Origin of the sequence: Flavobacterium gillisiae, from assembly GCF_900107635.1 — a bacterium.
In the GTDB taxonomy this organism is placed as follows: Bacteria; Bacteroidota; Bacteroidia; order Flavobacteriales; family Flavobacteriaceae; genus Flavobacterium; species Flavobacterium gillisiae.
Map to the genome: position 1 here is coordinate 105658 of NZ_FNRD01000009.1, position 19293 is coordinate 124950.

At 35.6% G+C, this 19293-nt stretch carries 12 protein-coding genes; 4 read left to right on the forward strand and 8 right to left on the reverse strand.

Features of this window, described 5'->3' with window-relative positions; translation table 11 throughout:
* Positions 1-11: 11 nt before the first annotated feature.
* The 5 genes from BLV35_RS13180 to BLV35_RS13200 form a co-directional block, all read right to left on the reverse strand.
* Positions 12-2774: a PD-(D/E)XK nuclease family protein gene (locus BLV35_RS13180; RefSeq protein ID WP_091091021.1), complete on the reverse strand. Its 2763-nt coding sequence runs from the start codon at positions 2772-2774 to the stop codon at positions 12-14.
* A gap of 63 nt (positions 2775-2837) precedes the next feature.
* Positions 2838-4271, reverse strand: a complete 1434-nt coding sequence (locus BLV35_RS13185) for an OmpA family protein (RefSeq protein ID WP_091091024.1) — start codon at positions 4269-4271, stop codon at positions 2838-2840.
* Between the two features lie 133 nt (positions 4272-4404).
* Positions 4405-5838 (reverse strand): OmpA family protein, encoded by a 1434-nt coding sequence (locus tag BLV35_RS13190; protein ID WP_091091027.1) that lies wholly within the window; start codon positions 5836-5838, stop codon positions 4405-4407.
* A gap of 133 nt (positions 5839-5971) precedes the next feature.
* A complete protein-coding gene (gene kbl / locus BLV35_RS13195; protein ID WP_091091031.1) occupies positions 5972-7165 on the reverse strand; it encodes a glycine C-acetyltransferase in 1194 nt (397 codons plus the stop codon).
* Between the two features lie 50 nt (positions 7166-7215).
* Entirely contained in the window at positions 7216-10944 is a 3729-nt protein-coding gene (locus tag BLV35_RS13200; protein ID WP_091091034.1) for a UvrD-helicase domain-containing protein, read from the reverse strand.
* Between the two features lie 530 nt (positions 10945-11474).
* On the opposite strand from BLV35_RS13200, the gene rbfA reads away from it, so the two are divergent.
* Positions 11475-11867: a 30S ribosome-binding factor RbfA gene (gene rbfA, locus BLV35_RS13205; RefSeq protein WP_074720684.1), complete on the forward strand. Its 393-nt coding sequence runs from the start codon at positions 11475-11477 to the stop codon at positions 11865-11867.
* A 1-nt stretch (position 11868) separates the two neighbouring features.
* Positions 11869-13068, forward strand: a complete 1200-nt coding sequence (locus BLV35_RS13210; protein WP_091091039.1) for an ABC transporter permease — start codon at positions 11869-11871, stop codon at positions 13066-13068.
* A gap of 109 nt (positions 13069-13177) precedes the next feature.
* Here the strand turns inward: BLV35_RS13210 and dusB are convergent, their stop codons facing one another.
* The gene (dusB, locus tag BLV35_RS13215; protein ID WP_091091042.1) at positions 13178-14170 is read right to left on the reverse strand and encodes a tRNA dihydrouridine synthase DusB; all 993 of its coding nucleotides are present in this window, start codon (positions 14168-14170) and stop codon (positions 13178-13180) included.
* A gap of 303 nt (positions 14171-14473) precedes the next feature.
* Between dusB and lepA the strand changes: the two genes are divergently transcribed.
* Positions 14474-16270 carry a translation elongation factor 4 gene (gene lepA / locus BLV35_RS13220; RefSeq protein ID WP_091091056.1) on the forward strand — a complete coding sequence of 599 codons (1797 nt, stop codon included), beginning with the start codon at positions 14474-14476 and terminating at the stop codon, positions 16268-16270.
* 114 nt (positions 16271-16384) lie between these two features.
* On the opposite strand, the gene BLV35_RS13225 is transcribed toward lepA, so the two are convergent.
* A complete protein-coding gene (locus BLV35_RS13225) occupies positions 16385-17317 on the reverse strand; it encodes a 1-phosphofructokinase family hexose kinase (RefSeq protein ID WP_091091071.1) in 933 nt (310 codons plus the stop codon).
* Between the two features lie 177 nt (positions 17318-17494).
* On the opposite strand from BLV35_RS13225, the gene thiL reads away from it, so the two are divergent.
* Entirely contained in the window at positions 17495-18541 is a 1047-nt protein-coding gene (thiL, locus tag BLV35_RS13230) for a thiamine-phosphate kinase (RefSeq protein WP_091091337.1), read from the forward strand.
* A gap of 58 nt (positions 18542-18599) precedes the next feature.
* On the opposite strand, the gene BLV35_RS13235 is transcribed toward thiL, so the two are convergent.
* Complete coding sequence (locus BLV35_RS13235; protein WP_091091073.1) at positions 18600-19292, reverse strand: response regulator; 693 nt, start codon at positions 19290-19292, stop codon at positions 18600-18602.
* Position 19293: the final 1 nt, after the last annotated feature.

Below are 19293 nucleotides of genomic sequence, written 5' to 3' on the forward strand. Positions count from 1 at the left end.
TTTTTATCCTTTTATACTTTCTCTTCAAATGGAATACTGACATCTAAAATTTCATTCAACAACAGCACGATCTGTTCGAGATAATTAGTCATCACTTCTTCATTAATTATCACATTTCCTTCTTTTTCTTCTTTGAAATTAAACGGTAAAAAACCCGATTTCAAATTCTTAAAAGAGATAATTCCTGCTTCAATGGGTTTGGACTTGGCTTCCGTCTCATACATGTACGCATAAGCCAAAACCTGAATAATTTTGTCGTTTTTAATCTCCTCAGTCAATCCTTTCCAAGTCTTCAGCATCACACTAGACTTTTCAACTTTTCCAGTCTTATAGTCAATAATCCTAATTACTCCGTTGCGTTCTTCGATTCGATCGACATTCCCTTTTATCAATACTGGAAATGGCAAAGTGGGATGATTTAAAGTTCTTTGAAAAGTTTCTTCCAATGCCAAAATCTTAATCGCATCGCCTGCTTTTATACTTTCTAATTCTACCTTCAAGAAATTAGATACATTTCGTTTTGCTACTTCAAAAGCGAGTAAATTTCGACCTTTCTTAATTTCGCCTTCTTTATACACTAATTTAAATTGTTTCAGCACCTCATCATCAATTTGCTTGAAGCAGTTTTGAATGTCTGACTCTGAAATAAATCTCCCCACAAATGAATCGTACAGTGATTTTAATGTCTCGTGAATAATAGTTCCCAAAGTGTTCAACGCGATATTCTCTTCCACCTCTTCCACTTCTCTGATTCGCAATATCTTTTGAAAATAAAACTGAATCGGATTCCTGATATAACTTGTCAACGCCGATGGTGAAAAACCGACATCGGCAATTTCTTTTAAACGCATCATCACCGATTCTGATTTCTCAATAACCATGGGAACATAAGCTGTTTCTGGCAATACAGCATTGTAAATTTCGTGTGTCAACGTATGTTTTGCCTGTTTCTCGACTTCCAACTGAGTGATAAACCTACTTTTTTCGCCTGCATCCAGTCCTTCACTTTCGGTATTATAAAGCAAATAGATGTTTTTAGCACGTTGTAATAAGTGATAAAAATGATAGGTATAAATCGCGTCTTTCTCTTTAAAAGTTGGCAAACCCAATTCTCGTTTTACATCATACGGAATGAATGAATTCTGGGATTTTCCCGCTGGAAACTTTCCCTCATTCATAGAAGTCACAATAACGGTATCAAAATCAAGCACACGACTTTCTAAGACACCCATAATTTGCAAACCGTTTAACGGCTCTCCTTCAAAAGAAACTTCGGCAAGATCAATCACTTGCTTATATATGGCATAAAGCGTTTCTATCTTATCAATGTGTTCGTGTTGCGAATAATAGTTAATCAGTTTATTGATCACTTTAAAAATAGAAAAGACGAAGGCTTTTGTAATCTTTTCCTCTTCACTGTCGTTGCTTAAATTCTCTTTAATAGTAAGCAATAACTTGGAAACCGTTTGCAAAACCGCAATCGAACCGTTTTCCCATTTTTGAAATAGCAATAGAAATAAATCCGTTGGATTCACATTTAATTCCATCAATTTGTGATGGGTTATAAAAGTGTAATTATTTTTATTAATCACGTTAACTAACGAGCTTGTTTGCGCATAAGGCTCTACCAAAGGATGCGTTAGAATATCCAGCACATCTTTATAGTACAATACATAATTTTTTGCATTTCTGGCCAATGCATTGGTATGCATCTTGAATAACTTGGCAATCAAAATTTGAGCTGGATTATTTTTACTTGGATATCCCATTGTAATATTCAAAGCACCCACAGTAGACGGTAGTGAATATAAAAGTGGTACTAAAAGATTTTCTTCTCCTAGAACTATAGCAACTTTATCTAGGGTAGCATTGGGGTTTTCATTAATTATACTTTCAACAATTCCACCAGCAATTTTCGCCTGACCAATGGTTTTTGGGGTACCAATAACTTGAATGTTTTTTGTTTGTGAAAAATCATCTACTATCCATTCAAAAGGATTTGACTTGTATTCTTTCCAGCCTTTTTTAAATCGCCTAACAAACAAGCCCGCATCATGATAAGGATCATTGAGGAAAGTTTGATCGGCATCCCAGTATATTTTAGCCTGATCAGCAGCTATAAGATGTTGAATAATCTTTTCTTCGGAAGCATTTAAAGCATTAAATCCCGCAAAAACATAATTCTTATCAGTAATTGACTTCGAAAAATGCTCTAGATTCCCCACCGCTTCCCGATAGATTAATCCTTGATAACCAATCCCTTTTTTGAGTAGATGTGCATATAACGTTTGGTAGTAATTAGGTAGTAATTTCCAAAAGTCGATGTAATTTTCGAGCAGTTGTGTTTTATTTTCGACTTCGACCCCCCATTTCTTGATATCTTCAATGTCTTTTAAGTAGGACAAAACATAAGATGGGTCTAATAGATAGCGATCGATTTCATTAAAATCTTGTAAAAGCGTTTTGGCCCAATTAGCAAACAATTCAAATGACTGTTGGTTTGTTTTTTCAGTAACTGATAAATACACATCATAAAATTCAAATAATAATTCGATGGGATCTACAGTACGAATTCCTGCTATATCTTGAATAAAATCCTCGATACTAATAATTTCAGGAGAAAGAATATTACCGTCGACTTGTTTTTTCAGGGCTTCAATAAGGAAAATTTTAGCTCTCTTATTTGGCAATACCACTATCGTATTGGATAGTTTATCTGAGTGATTTTCTATTAAAACTTGTGCAATTTTATCTAAAAAAGAAGTATTTATCATTTCATAAAAATAAAAAAAACGCCCCGATAAATCGAGGCGTTTTCCATAAATATTTTAGAGAATTTATTCTTTTATTAAAGAGATTTCAGCTCTTCTGTTGTGTGCTTTCCCTGCAGCAGTTTTGTTAGTATCAATTGGCTTAGTTTCACCGAAACCAGTAGAATTTAATCTATCTGCTTTGATACCGTTTTCAATCAAATGATTTTTAAGCGCAGCCGCTCTATTTTCAGATAAAGTTTGGTTCATTTCGTTACTTCCATCGCTATCAGTATGACCTTCAACTACAAATCTTGAAGAAGGATATTCTTTTAAAATTTCAGTGATTGAACCTAAAGTTGGGTAAGTTTGTTTTTTAAGTGATGCCTTTCCAGAATCAAACAAGATAGTTCTACCGTATTCATTCAGTTTCATCATAACCGCTTCTGCATTATCAGGACAACCATTATTAGCTACAGTACCTTTTACTTCTGGACATTTGTCATCTTTGTCTAAAACTCCGTCGCCGTCAGTATCAGGCCAAGGACAACCAGCATTTTCTTTTGGTCCTGCAACAGTAGGACATTTGTCATCTTTATCAGCTACTCCATCTCCATCAGTATCAGGACAACCTTTCAATGCAGCCAAACCAAATACATCTGGACAAGCATCATTCATATCAGCAACACCATCACCGTCAGTGTCAGGACAACCGTTTAATGCAGCTAAACCAAATACGTCTGGACAAGCATCAGCACTATCTTGGATTCCGTCTCCATCAGTATCAGGACAACCGTTGAATTCTTTTAATCCAGCAACTTCTGGACATGCATCATCTTTATCGTATATTCCATCACCGTCAGTATCTTTTCCTCCAAATTTGAAAGTAAGACCCGCAGTATGCTGGAAATGAGATGGAGCATCAGGAGTTCCATTAGCATCTTCTCTATCTCCAAAAGATTTTTTATAAGTAGTAGCAAGAGAGAAACCTAAATTATCCGTGAACCAAAATGCTAATCCCGCACCTGGGTTTATTGTACCATAACTACTGTCCCCAAAGAAAGTATAACCACCACCAACATGTAATGAAGGGTCAATTACTTTAGAGTTAATAAGACTCATAAAGCTATATTTAACACTAGCATCAATACCGTAATACATTAAATCTCCAGGATTAGAAACAACATATCCACGAGAATCATGTCCTACTGCTGTTGGAGCAAATTTTACATACTTTTCAATTTTGTTTAACGAACCTTGAACTCCAAAAGAGAAATTATCTCCTATGTACTTCGACACACTGATATAAGATACAGATGGAAGAACATTCCAATTATCTTTTGCATCGAAAGGTTGAGAGAAATGTCGGTCTAACCAACCATTCCCACCACCTGCACTAGTTTTAGTGTCTACGGCATTCACTCCAAAAGATACTGCCCAAGGGTTGTTACTATCTTGTGCATGAGAATTTAAACCCATCACCACCATTACGGCAACTAAAATCTTCTTACTATATTTCATTTTTATTATTTTTACAACAATTTAGTTAATTACCTACAAAAGTAATCCGCAAATGTTAAATAACCAAAAAAAATGTTAAATAAAAAAAACGCCCCGATAAATCGAGGCGTTTTCCGTAAATATTTTAGAGAATTTATTCTTTTATTAAAGAAATTTCAACTCTTCTGTTGTGCGCTTTTCCTGCAGCAGTTTTGTTAGTATCCATTGGTTTAGTTTCACCGAAACCTGTATGCTCTAATCTATCTTCTTTAATACCGTTTTCAATCAAATAATTTTTAACCGCATGAGCTCTGTTCATCGATAAATCTTGATTCATCGCATTACTTCCATCACTATCAGTATGACCTTCAATTAAGAATCTTGAATAAGGGTATTCTTTTAAGATTTCAGTGATTGACACTAAAGTTGGGTAAGTTTGTTTTTTGAAAGATGATTTTCCAGAATCAAACAAGATAGTTCTGCTATACTCATTCAATTTCATCATAACAGCTTCTGATACTTCAGGACAACCTTTATTAGCAACAGTACCTTTTACTTCTGGACATTTGTCATCTTTGTCTAAAACTCCGTCACCGTCAGTATCAGGCCAAGGACAACCACCATTTTCTTTTGGTCCCGCAACAGTAGGACATTTATCATCTTTATCAGCTATTCCATCTTTATCAGTATCAGGACAACCTTTCAATGCAGCTAAACCAAATACATCTGGACAAGCATCATCTTTATCAGCAATACCATCACCGTCAGTGTCTGGACAACCGTTTAATGCAGCTAAACCAAATACGTCTGGACAAGCATCAGCACTATCTTGAATTCCGTCTCCATCAGTATCAGGACAACCGTTGAATTCTTTTAATCCAGCAACATCTGGACACGCATCATCTTTATCGTATATTCCATCACCGTCAGTATCTTTTCCTCCAAATTTGAAAGTAAGACCAGCAGTATGTTGGAAATGAGATGGAGCATCAGGAGTTCCTGAAGCATCTTCTCTATCTCCAAAAGATTTTTTATAAGAAGTCTCAAGAGAGAAGCCAATTTGATCTGTAAACCAAAATGCTAATCCTGCACCAGGGTTTAATGTTCCATAACTACTATCTCCAAAGAAAGTATAACCACCACCAACATGTAATGAAGGGTCGATTACTTTAGAGTTTATAAGACTCATGAAGCTATATTTAACGCTTGCGTCAATTCCGTAATACATTAAATCTCCAGGATTAGAAACTACCATTCCTCTTGCATCATGTCCTACTGCTGTTGGATCAAATCTCACGTACTTTTCAATTTTATTTAACGAACCTTGAACTCCAAAAGAGAAATTATCTCCTAAGTACTTCGATACACTGATGTAAGATACAGATGGAAGAACATTCCAATTGTCTTTTACAGCGAAAGGTTGAGAAAAATGTTGGTCTAACCAACCATTTCCACCACCAGCACTAGTTCTAGTGTCTACGGCATTAACTCCAAAAGAGACAGCCCATGGATTGTTACTATCTTGTGCATGAGAGGTCAAACCCATCACCATCATCACAGCAACAAAAATTTTGTTAAGATGTTTCATACTTATTATTTTTAATTACAATTTAGTTAATTACAAACAAAAGTAACACGTAAATCTTTAACCACAAAAGGAAATGTTAAAAAAAACCTATTAAAATCAGAAAAAATGGCAATTATATAACTTTAGATTATAATTATACAACATTTAGGGCCTTTCCAACTTCAATAAACGCTTTTATTGCTATATCTAAATGCTCTTTCGTATGTGCAGCGCTCAGTTGAACTCTAATTCTAGCCTTATCTTTAGGCACAACTGGAAAGAAAAATCCTATTACATAAATACCCTTTTTTAACAATTCATCTGCCATAGTTTGAGATAATTTAGCATCATAAAGCATTACTGGCACAATCGCAGAATCACCCTCGACAATATCAAATCCAGCTTTCTTCATTCCTGCTTTGAAATAATTAGTATTCCACTCTAACTTATCTCTTAACGTAGTGTCTTTTTCTAGTAGTTCAAAAACTTTAATAGATGCTCCAACAATCGCAGGTGCTAAAGAATTAGAAAACAAATAAGGTCTTGAACGTTGACGTAACAATTCAATAACTTCTTTTTTGGCAGTGGTATATCCACCCATTGCTCCTCCCAATGCTTTTCCAAGAGTTCCAGTAATGATATCTACTCTTCCCATTACTCCTTTGGCCTCAAGCGTTCCTTTTCCTGTCGCTCCAATAAAACCAGCAGCATGACATTCATCTACCATAACCATAGCATCATATTTATCCGCTAGGTCACAAATTTTATCTAACGACGCTACAATACCGTCCATAGAAAAAACACCGTCAGTAACAATAATTTTAAAACGACTACCAGCTTCATTTGCTTTGATCAATTGTTGCTCTAAATCGGCCATATCGTTATTTGCATAACGGTAGCGTGCTGCTTTACACAAACGAACCCCGTCAATAATAGAAGCATGATTTAAACTATCTGAAATTATAGCATCTCCTTCTCCAAATAAAGGTTCAAAAACCCCTCCGTTTGCATCAAAAGCTGCCGCATAAAGAATCGTATCTTCTGTTCCGTAAAACTCAGAAATCTTTCTTTCTAATGTTTTATGAATATCTTGGGTTCCACAAATAAAACGCACCGATGACATTCCGAAACCATGCGTATCCATGGCATCTTTTGCCGCTTGAATCACCTCTGGGTGTGATGACAACCCTAAATAATTATTGGCACAAAAATTCAAAACCGTTTCTCCCGTCGAAACTGTAATTTCAGCATCTTGCGGCGATGTGATGATTCTTTCTTTCTTAAAAATTCCGTTATCTTCTATCGTTTGTAATTCGTTTTGAAGATGTTCTTTTATTTTTCCGTACATTTTTTTATCTTTTTAAAAGTTTGATTTTTTGCGAATAATTCATTTTTACGCTACAAATTTACTACATCGATTTCTTTTCCGATATAAATCAGCGCTTTTTTTACGACTTTATAACCCATTAATTCAATTGCCAATTGGTAATTCTCTAATTGCTTTTGATATTTTGCATCGTGAGCTCCCGTTTTATAATCCAATAAAAAAACTTCTTTGTCTTTGGTCACCACCATTCTATCCGGCTTTATTGTTTTTCCTTCCTTTTGAATTATGGTTTGCTCATTTAACACTTCATGCTCTTCAGAAAAAAAAGATTCCAATGCAGCATGATTTACGATATCTTTAATTGTCTTGTACACCAACTCCTTTTGATTGAAAGTAATCAATCCGCTTTCAATGGATTTAGTAACCGCAAGTTCAACATCCTTTTTAGTTTTCACAAAAGACAGAATTTCATGCACTACATTTCCATATTCTATAGACTCTTGCTGATGTGTTCCCCACATCAATGCCTCTCGTTGAGCTATTTTAATATTTTTTGGGTTTAAAACTTCAGCAACTACACGAATTGCTTTTGAAGTATCAATATGTTTTGCCTTATTTGATAATTTTGTAGCACTTCCAAATTCATAATCCAATTTGCTTTCGTCAAAAACCCCTTTACTCATTAAATAATTAATAAAAAAAGTACACATGTTATTTTTAGGAACTTCTCCCTTACTAGACAAATTCATATTCGAAATAACATACAGTTGCTCCTCTGCCCTAGTTAAAGCCACATACAAAACATTTACATTATCCAATAATTCTTCTTGCTTCTTTTGATCATAGATTGCTTTCGCTTCAACACCAAAACCTTCTACCGCGCTACTATTGTCTACTAGCACCTTTGGTAGACCGAAATCCATTTCTTCACCGTCAAGCCATAATTTATCTTTAGGCTTTCGACTGTAATCTTCTTCGGCGAAAGGCATAATTACCACAGGAAATTCCAAACCTTTTGACTTATGAATGGTCATAATACGCACGGCATTATTCCCCTCTGGTGACGGAATACTAAATTTCTCTGCATTTTTATCCCAGAAATTCAAGAAATCGGCAATTCCAGCTTGGTTGCGAACATCGCGTTCAAGAACAATGTCGAGGAAGTATTGAACGTAGGCATTCCCCACCCCAGCCCTCCCCGAAGGGGAGGGAGACTTGATGGTTTCGTTGTCTTTGGATACATAAACCGAATTAAATAATTTGTCATTATTCAATTCTAAAGTTTGTTGCTGCTCTTCCAGTACATTTCTAATAGTGTCTAAAACTTTTGAAATTCTCTCTATTACCTCGTTATTACGAAAACGGATTACTTTATATCCTAATTCGTTTAATACTTGTGTTCGGTTATGATCTAATACTTTTTGTTCCTCCGTGAAATGATAATCTCCGTCTACCTCAACTATTAGCTTTTTAGACAAACAAACAAAATCAACTATATAATTATCTATCAAATGTTGCTGCCTGAATTTGCTGCCTAAAGACTGCTCTTTGAGTTCATCCCAAAGTATTTTCTCAGCAACCGTAGGCTCTTTTCTATGTGCAATTGCTTTTTCTATCAATAAATGAGAATTATTCCCACCAGTCATAAACCCTTTTTTACCCGAGACAGACCCAGTATTTCCATCTACATTATCTAAGTCTTTAACGTTCCCAATATCGACAACGTCTCCCCCTCCTTCGGAGGGGGCCGGGGGGAGGATAAACTTCGCCACTATCACTTCAACTGCTTCATACAATGATTTTTTTCGAATGTTTTGAAAGGATAGTGAAATATCATAACTCATTAACCATTTCTCAAAATCGGATTCTAATTTTTGTTCCATTCCTTTTGCAATGAAATCATGAACTGGTAGCTGATCCTGAATATTTTCGGCGATATAGTGGAGAAAATAAGCTTTCGCCTCTAAATCGGCGTTATTTTTAAGGTATTTTAAAAGGTGAATAATCAATCGCACTTCGGTTGCGTTCTGAATCATCAACGTTTCTGAAGACAACAAAGGAATATTCTGTTCTGTCAAATAATTAGCAATTGCAATTCCCTGACTTCTTTTACGAGTCAAAATTACAATGTCTTTGTATTCAAATCCTTCTTGAAGTACTTTTTGAATCGTATTCAAAGTGGCTAAAACAAACAGCTCCGTTTTATCCAAAGCTTCTTCGTCATCCTCTGTACTTTCCACTTTTGGAATAAAAGAAATATTCACATAGCCGCCGGTTTTATCATTAGTTTTCTGATGGCTGTGATTTTCATATAAATCTTTGTAATCAGGCTGTTCAAACTCTGATGACAACAGCTTGAAAAAATCATTGTTAAACTCAATTACCTGCGAATAAGAACGATAATTTTTATCTAAATGCTCTAACTTTTTTTCCGGATTAGAGAAAGGATTGTTGTCTTTACTGAGTTCGATAAACTGCTCCGCCTTTCCACCACGCCAACGGTAAATCGATTGTTTGGGATCTCCCACAATCATCAAAGTTCCTTTCTCTCCATAATCGTCCTGACCAGCAAGCGCATTATCAATCAATGGAATTAGGTTTTGCCATTGCATCTCTGATGTATCTTGAAATTCATCAATAAAAAAGTGACGGTAGCGCTCCCCTAATCGCTCATATATAAAAGGAGCAGGTTGATTTTGAATCTCCCGATGAATAATCGCATTAAATTCGGAAATGGAAAGTACATTCTGCTCTTCTTGAATCTTAGCTAATTCATTGCTCACCGTATTTAGTAATGACAAAGGTGTTATGTTTTTTAGAAAGGCTTTGTAGAAATCTCTTTTTTCGAAATTTTTATAAATCGATCCCAAAATCTGTATTAACTCAGGAATTAGGTTTTCAATTAAAGCACGGTCTTTAGCCGTTTTATTGATGGCAATATCATCAAACTCGTGAAAAGTTTTATTTTTAGGATTGTATTTTCCGTCTCGAATGCTAATTAAGTGATTCGGGAACGTTCCTCTAGAGAATGATTTCAAGTCTATTCCGTTATTTTCAATTAGCGTTAAAGCAGCTTGAGCAAATTCAGCATTATCTTTTTCTAAAACTTTACAACTTTCTATTAATTTCTTTTTGATTTCGACAAAATCGGCAATGGATTTATCCTGAAAATGAGTGATTTCAGATCGGTGGTTTTCATTGAGAACTAAGCGACCTGTATCCAGAATCTCACGCGAAATATCCCAAGATTTATCATCATCGGTTTTTTCCATGGTGAAATCGATTAACAACTTAGTCAACGTTTCGTCTTCCCCAGCTTGCGCGATGATAGCATCTACGGCTTCGATTAATAAATTTTCGGTATCTAAAGTGACTTCAAAAGTCATAGGCAACTTTAAATCATGGGCGAAGGCACGAATTACTTTATGGGTAAATTTATCTATGGTCGAAATATCAAATGCCGCATAGTTATGAATAATATGCTTGATGATTTGCTGCGATTTGGTTTTTATTTGAATGATCGAAAGTTTGATTGCCCACTCTTTAGTATCTTCTACTAGATCATTCATCAAGTCTATTGCTTTTTTCGAAGGTTCGTCTTTAGCAAATTCGGATAGACTTCCCACAATACGACTTTTCATTTCGTGCACCGCTTTATTGGTAAACGTAATGGCTAATATATTTCTATAAGCATCATTTTTTGGAGCCGTAAGAATAATTTTGAGGTATTCTTTTACAAGCGCATAGGTTTTACCAGAACCTGCGGATGCGTCATATATGGCGAAGGATGGTCTCCCCACCCCGGCCCTCCCCGAAGGGGAGGGAGTCGAAACTGGATCTACTTTATGTTCCAAATTACTGTTGTTTTTTCATTATTATTTTATGCAGGAACATCATTTTTATTTTCAATAAAAACGAGATTCTGATTGTTTTAGACTTTCTGGATTTCTAGATCTACTTTATGTTCCAAATTACTATTGTTTTTTCATTATTATTTTGTGCAGGAACTTCATTTTTATTTTCAATAAAAACGACATTCTGATTGTTTTAGACTCTCTGGATTTCTAGATCTACTTTATCTTCTAATCTACTGTGTTTTTTCTGTTTTGTGCAGGAACATCATTTTTAAAATTTCTTAAATTGCACCTAAATTGATGCGGGATTCTAGACCCTAGCCCTGATGGAAACGGCATCCTTTCCTGCCTCGTCTTTTTGGACGAGACAGGAAAGATATAGTGTACAGCAGGAAAAAGCTTCTAAAAAACAGTTTAAATAATAGGTTGCTTTTAAAAATTGTTTGTTTAATGTTTAAAAGTAGTATTTTTGCACTATGGAAACAAATAGACAGAAAAAAATAGGTGGGGTGATCCAAAAAGATTTGGTTGATATCCTACAAGGTGAAGTGAGAAAAAACGGAGTAAGTAATTTAATTATTTCGGTATCCAAGGTTGTTGTTACTTCAGATTTGTCTGTGGCGACGGTTCATTTAAGTGTTTTTCCTCAGGATAAAGCAAAAGAAATTTTAGAGGCTGTTAAGTCGAATTCTAAAACAATAAAACATGATTTATCACAAAGAGTACGTTTGCAATTGAGAAAAGTGCCTAATTTGGTTTTCTTTATTGATGACTCTTTAGACTACATTGAAAAAATTGACAATGCTTTAGCAAGTAAAGATAATCCTATTGAAAATAGAGATCTTCTAGAGAAACGCAAGCTGATATAATTTGAATTTTCCCCTTTACATAGCCAAACGTTACATTCTAAGTAACAGTAAAAACAATGCCATAAACATCATCAATCGCATTGCGAGTATGGGAATCATTGTTGGCGCCATGGCTTTGTTTGTGGTACTATCTGTTTTTAGCGGATTGAAAGTTTTTAGTCTTTCATTCACAAACGACATTGATCCCGACCTAAAAATAAGCAGCACTCTGGGGAAATCATTTTTTATTTCACCAGAACAAGAAGCTGAAATCAAGAAAATAGAAGGCGTAGTTTCCTATAGTAAAATTATAGAAGAACGCGTTTTGTTTGTTTTTGATGATAAGCAGGTCGTTACCTACTTAAAAGGGGTTGACACCAATTTCAGCAAAGTTAACGACATTAAAAAAACATTGTATAATGGACAATGGATTGAGCCTGATACCTATCAGGTTGTTGTAGGTTATGGAATTGCTCAGAAATTCTCCATGGGATTACTGGATTTTAATAAACAACTGGAAGTCTTAGTTCCTAAACCCGGAAGAGGAGCCATTACAAATCCCGCGCAAGCATTTAATAAAACCGATGTTTTTCCTATAGGCATTTATGCCATCAGTGAAGATCTTGATTCTAAATACGTTTTTGCAGATTTGGGTCTGGCCCAAGAATTATTGGAATACAAAACCAATCAGATTTCGGGAATTGAGATTAAAGAAAAAAAGGACGCTGACGAAGATGCAATCATCGAGAAACTGCAGACGATTTTCAATAATAAAATCACGGTAAAAAACAGAGCCCAACTAAACGAAGCCTTGTATAAAATGTTGAATACAGAGAATATAGCTGTGTATTTAATCTTTACTTTGGTTATCGTAGTGGCGCTTTTTAATCTTATTGGCGCACTGATCATGATGATTCTCGACAAAAAAGGAAACTTAAAAACACTTTTTAACCTGGGAACAGAAATCAAGGATTTGCGTAAAATATTTTTACTTCAAGGAACGCTACTAAGTCTATTTGGTGGAATTATTGGACTTCTTTTAGGAATTGCAATTGTGTTACTACAACAACATTTTCAGCTGGTAATGATTACACCTACACTAGCTTATCCGGTGGTTTTCACGCTGGAAAACGTATTGATTGTTATGGGAACGATTGTGACCCTTGGTTTTATCGCTTCACTGATTGCGAGTAGTCGAGTGAGCAAGAAGTTGCTGGATTAAGTTGTGATCTATGAATTACGAATTTTTGATTTAAAACAAAACACGAAATCCACCAATTTAAACGAATTAATTTGTGAAAATTGGTGGAATTCGTGTTTGAAATAGCTTTTTATACAAGCTCATATCCTACATACGCTTCCTGAATCTCATTCAAGAGAGCAAATAATTCTTCCGGATGATCTAAAGTTACCAGTTTTAGTTTGTACGGCTTAAAAGAATGAATCCCTTTAAAATAATTCGTATAATGAGGTCTTGTTTCTACAATTCCGAGTCTTTCTCCTTTCCATTGCATTGCCCAAGTAAGGTGATTGCGCACCGCTTCAACTCTATCTACAACGGTAGGTTTTGCTAAATGTTCACCAGTATTGAAATAATGTTTGATTTCGTTAAAAATCCAAGGATATCCAATCGCAGCACGACCAATCATGATTCCGTCGATACCGTATTCATTTTTATATTGTAATGCTTTTTCTGGGCTGTCGATATCTCCATTACCAAAAATAGGCATGGTGATTCTTGGGTTATTTTTGACACGAGCGATGTGTGACCAATCAGAATGACCTTTGTACATTTGGGCACGCGTTCTAGCATGAATACTCAAAGCCGCAACTCCAACATCTTGTAAACGCTCAGCTACCTCATCAATATTAATCGAATTGTCATCCCAACCCAAACGGGTTTTTACCGTTACGGGTAAATGCGTACTATCGATAACCGCTTTTGTCAAGCGAATCATCAAGTCAACATCTTTTAATACTCCTGCGCCGGCACCTTTACAAACCACTTTTTTTACGGGACAACCAAAGTTAATATCTATAATATCTGGATTTACAGTAGAAACTATTTTAGACGATAACGCCATAGCTTCTTCGTCACCTCCAAAAATCTGGATTCCAACAGGTCGTTCATAATCGAAGATGTCTAATTTCATTCGGCTTTTGATGGCGTCACGAATTAATCCTTCGGAAGAAATAAATTCTGAGTACATCATATCGGCACCGTGCATCTTACACAACCTACGAAAAGGCGGGTCGCTCACATCCTCCATAGGAGCAAGAAGTAAAGGAAAATCCGGTAATTCTATGTTGCCAATCTTAATCATCTGCTTAAATTTTGTGCAAAATTACGCTTTTTTGATCAAAGCATGAAATAGCAACGATGAAAGACTTATTACTTAACTCATTAGTTTGCTATTTGGGACTTTGAAACTGTTGAATTTAAACTATCTTTGCAGATTAATGGTCGCGGTGTACGAATGCGCGTGAGAGATAGTAGTGAAAAGCCCACAGTAAAGTGTAGCGACAGCGAAACTTTGCGAGGACTTGTAACGGATAGCCCGACCTTTGTGGTCACGCCCAGAAATAACTTCAGGGTAAGCCAAAAATAAAATTGACAGATGGATAAGATGAAAAAAATAAGGAATTTCTGCATTATTGCACATATTGACCACGGTAAAAGCACGCTTGCTGACCGTTTACTTGGTGCTACGCAAACTGTTACTGCACGTCAAGAAAAAGCACAATTACTTGACAGCATGGACCTGGAAAGAGAACGCGGGATTACGATTAAGAGTCACGCGATTCAAATGGAATACACTTATAAAGGAGAAGAATATATCCTAAACCTTATTGACACTCCTGGTCACGTGGATTTCTCCTATGAAGTTTCTCGATCTATTGCGGCTTGCGAAGGGGCACTTTTAATTGTCGATGCGGCTCAAAGTATTCAAGCACAAACGATCTCTAACTTGTATTTAGCTTTAGAAAATGACTTGGAAATTATTCCGGTTTTGAATAAAGTGGATTTACCAAGCGCGAATCCTGAGGAAGTAAGTGATGATATTATTGATTTACTTGGCTGTAAATTAGAAGATATTATTCATGCTTCTGGTAAAACAGGTTTTGGTGTCGAAAATATTTTGGCAGCAATTATCGAAAAAATACCTCCTCCATCAGGAAATATTGATGAACCATTACAAGCTTTGATTTTTGATTCTCATTATAACCCATTCCGTGGTATTGAAGTTATTTTCCGTGTAAAAAACGGACAAATAAAAAAAGGGCAGAAAATTAAATTCATGGCTACCGGAAATGAATATTTTGCAGATGAAATTGGTACTTTGAAGTTAAACCAAGTTCCGAAGCAAGTGATTTCTGCAGGTGATGTTGGATACCTAATTTCGGGAATTAAAGAAGCTAAAGAAGTAAAAGTAGGTGATACGTTGACCGATGCAAAAACACCAACAACAAATATAATTAAGGGTTTTGAAGATGTGAAGCCTATGGTTTTTGCAGGAATCTACCCAGTGGATACGGAAGATTATGAGGAGTTGAGAAACTCTATGGAAAAACTACAGTTGAACGATGCTTCACTTGTATTTTTACCCGAAAGTTCTGCAGCATTAGGTTTTGGTTTCCGTTGTGGATTCCTTGGAATGCTACACATGGAAATTATACAAGAGCGTCTGGAAAGAGAGTTTAACATGACGGTTATCACAACTGTCCCTAACGTTTCCTACCACGCTTTCACCAAAAAAGATCCAAACACAATTTTGATTGTAAATAACCCTTCAGATTTACCTGAGCCATCTCGTTTAGATCATGTTGAAGAGCCTTTTATTAAAGCAACGATCATTACTAAGTCTGATTATGTTGGGAATGTAATGAGCTTGTGTATCGAAAAAAGGGGATTGATTACTAACCAAACGTATTTAACTACAGAAAGAGTTGAATTGACTTTCGATATGCCTTTGGCTGAGATTGTATTTGACTTTTATGACCGTTTGAAAACCGTTTCTAAAGGTTATGCTTCGTTTGATTATACGCCAATTGGAATGAGAACTTCTAGTTTGGTAAAAGTAGATATATTATTGAATGCTACTATTGTGGATGCCTTGTCATCCTTGATGCATACTGACAACGCCTACTCAATAGGTAAAAAAATGTGTGAGAAGTTGAAGGAATTGATTCCAAGACAACAATTTGATATTCCGGTTCAAGCGGCTATTGGTGTAAAAGTAATCTCTCGTGAAACTATTAAAGCGTTACGTAAAGATGTTACTGCCAAATGTTATGGTGGAGATATTTCGAGAAAACGTAAGTTACTTGAAAAACAGAAAAAAGGTAAAAAACGTATGAGATTGGTTGGGAATGTTGAAATTCCTCAAGAAGCGTTTATGGCTGTTTTGAAATTGAATGATTAAAGCTCCTAGTTCCGCCGCGGCGGAGAACTACAATATTGAGAAACCTGACGATGAAAATTGTCAGGTTTTTTTATACTCCTCAATTTTGTTCCCCATTCGGGGGGTTAGGGACTCTTATTTATCCTTTAACCACTCAAACAACCTTTTAGCATCTTCCAATTTAAATAACTGAGTGCCTTCATTCATTGTTGCTGCTGAACCGCAGGCAACTCCCCAACGAATTACTTCTTTCAATGGTTTGTTTTGAGCTAGTGCCCAAGTCATTCCACCCACCATGCTGTCTCCAGCACCTACGGTACTTTTTTTAGCAACATTTGGAGCAGGAACGTAATCATACGAATTTTTGGTAACTAATACTGCGCCTTGAGGCCCCAGAGAAACAACCACAATTTCGGCTCCACCGCTTGCAATGATTTGTTTAGCAGCTGCATTCACCTCCTCCATTTCTAGTTTTTCTACTCCTATTAGCTTGGCTAATTCACCTACATTAGGTTTAATTAAATAAACTCCTGTTTCTAACACTTTTTTTAACGCTTCCCCTGAGGTATCAACTATTAATTTCGAATTTGATTTCTTCGCTATTTTAGCTATTTTTTGATAAAAATCAGTAGACAAACCTTCATTTAAACTACCACTTGCTACGATAAACCTAGACTGGATAGTAGAAATCGTTTCTAACAACTTGCTTTCTTCTTCTAATGAAATTTCACCTCCAGTAAAACCAAATCGGTATTGAGAGTTCGTATTATCATCAACGGCTACGAAGCTTTCTCTTGTCCATGTTTCTACTTCAATCGCATGATAAGCAATAGATTCTTTTTCTACTAAATCTTCAAGAATTTTTCCGGTAGCTCCTCCCGATGTAAAAACAGCTAATGATTCCCCTCCTAATCTAGCGATTGCCTTAGAAACATTTATTCCCCCTCCACCAGCGTCATAACGAGGAGTTGCGCATCTAATCTTTTGCTCAGCAACTAATCCTTTAAAGTGAGTGCTTTTATCTAATGCCGGATTTACCGTTATGGTAACAATATCAAATGCTTTCATTTTGTTCAATTTTACTACTCTAAAGATGCGAAAAAATATTCAAATCTCATATGTTGGGATCCTACTACTTCTTTTCAGCTGATTAATCCCGAATTAATTAGACAAAACCTTTGTACCTTTGCATCACAAAACTAATTTAAATATTGAACGAAGACTGCTTCGTTCCTCGCAATGACTATGATAGAAGATAAAACCCCACAACGCACTAGTATTGCTCAATTAGGAGAATTCGCATTGATTGATCACCTAACAAAAAACTTTGAAATCATCCAACCTTCGACCTTAAAAGGAATTGGTGATGATGCTGCAGTGCTTGACTTTAAAGACAAGAAAGTCGTTATTTCTACAGATATATTGGTTGAAGGTGTTCATTTTGATTTGGCCTACATGCCTTTGAAGCATTTAGGATATAAAGCGGTGACTACAAATATTTCTGATATCTGTGCAATGAATGCAAAGGCTACACAAATTACTGTTTCCATTGCCGTTTCTAATCGTTTTCCTTTAGAAGCATTAGATGAATTATTTGCAGGAATCACACATGCTTCGAATGAATATAAAGTAGATGTAATTGGTGGAGACACTACTTCTTCACAAAAAGGATTAATCATCAGTATAACCGTAATTGGCGAAGCAGATGAAGAGGAGATCGTTTATAGAAATGGCGCCAAACAAACTGATTTATTAGTAGTAACTGGTGACATTGGCGCTGCTTATATGGGACTACAAGTTTTAGAACGTGAGAAACAAGTTTTTCAAGTAAATCCAAATTCACAACCTGATTTAGATGCTTACACTTATTTAATAGAGCGTCAACTGAAACCAGAAGCTAGAAAAGACGTTCGTACTTTATTGCATGCCTTGGAAATAAAACCAACATCAATGATTGACATTTCAGATGGATTATCATCAGAAATTATGCATTTATGTAAGCAGTCAAATGTAGGTTGTAATTTGTATGAAGATAAATTACCGCTTGATCCACAGTTGATTAATGTTTGTGAGGAATTCGACATCGATTCTACGACAGTAGCGATAAACGGTGGTGAAGATTATGAATTGCTTTTCACCATTGCTATGGAAGATTTTGATAAAATTAAAGGAAATCCTAATTTCTCTATCATTGGTCACATGACGCAGGAAAGTGAAGGAATACATTTAATCACTAGAGCGAATACTAAAATCCCTCTAAAAGCACGTGGCTGGGATGCCATGACGGAATAAAAAACAAAAACGGCATTTATAAATTTATAAATGCCGTTTTTTTATGCTTGATGAATTGTTAAAACAACAATCCTATATTTCGTGCTTCGCGAACCAAGTCGATATCACTTCCATCAACTACTTTCAATAATTCCTTAAGATTTAACTTTCGTACTTCGATTGCATTTAAAGATATCGGTATGTATTGCGGCATGTCTTTGGCTTTTGTCCCTTTCGACAAATGAAATAAAATCTGCTTATCAAACAAATCTATTTCAACGCTATGATTTTGCGACTCCAACATCTTAATAACTGATTGACTGTAATACGTTTCGTTTTTTATCACTTTATCAAAAGCAAATAATAACTCATCAAATGTTAAGTCGTTTTTTATAACCAATCCATTCGGATTTATATTCTTAATGATTGTTTTTATCTTTAAAAACTCAGTAAACATTGTAAGTAAGATGATTTTGCAATTTGGCATAAATTCTAAAATCAATTTCGCCAAATCTTCACCTGAATAAATACCCTTATCCTCATAGGGCGGCATACTAATATCTAAAAAAGCAATATCAAAAACTACAGATCCTGGGTTAGTAATAACGTTATAGGCTGACTCACAATCCTTGGCTTCCGTTATAAAAAACTCATGATTATTCGGATTATATCTTGTAATTGCATTTTTATAACCCTGTATAATAAAAGGATGATCATCCACAATTAGTATATTACTTTTTGCAGTTGTTGGGGCAGCTGATTCAAATGTCATT

Excerpts from the sequence above, each read along its gene's own strand:
- lepA (WP_091091056.1), top strand. The coding sequence starts at position 14,474 with ATGAAAAAAATAAGGAATTTCTGCATTATTGCACATATTGACCACGGT.
- BLV35_RS13225 (WP_091091071.1), bottom strand. The coding sequence starts at position 17,317 with ATGAAAGCATTTGATATTGTTACCATAACGGTAAATCCGGCATTAGAT.
- BLV35_RS13185 (WP_091091024.1), bottom strand. The coding sequence starts at position 4,271 with ATGAAATATAGTAAGAAGATTTTAGTTGCCGTAATGGTGGTGATGGGT.
- BLV35_RS13235 (WP_091091073.1), bottom strand. The coding sequence starts at position 19,292 with ATGACATTTGAATCAGCTGCCCCAACAACTGCAAAAAGTAATATACTA.
- BLV35_RS13180 (WP_091091021.1), bottom strand. The coding sequence starts at position 2,774 with ATGATAAATACTTCTTTTTTAGATAAAATTGCACAAGTTTTAATAGAA.
- kbl (WP_091091031.1), bottom strand. The coding sequence starts at position 7,165 with ATGTACGGAAAAATAAAAGAACATCTTCAAAACGAATTACAAACGATA.
- thiL (WP_091091337.1), top strand. The coding sequence starts at position 17,495 with ATGATAGAAGATAAAACCCCACAACGCACTAGTATTGCTCAATTAGGA.
- rbfA (WP_074720684.1), top strand. The coding sequence starts at position 11,475 with ATGGAAACAAATAGACAGAAAAAAATAGGTGGGGTGATCCAAAAAGAT.
- BLV35_RS13190 (WP_091091027.1), bottom strand. The coding sequence starts at position 5,838 with ATGAAACATCTTAACAAAATTTTTGTTGCTGTGATGATGGTGATGGGT.
- dusB (WP_091091042.1), bottom strand. The coding sequence starts at position 14,170 with ATGATTAAGATTGGCAACATAGAATTACCGGATTTTCCTTTACTTCTT.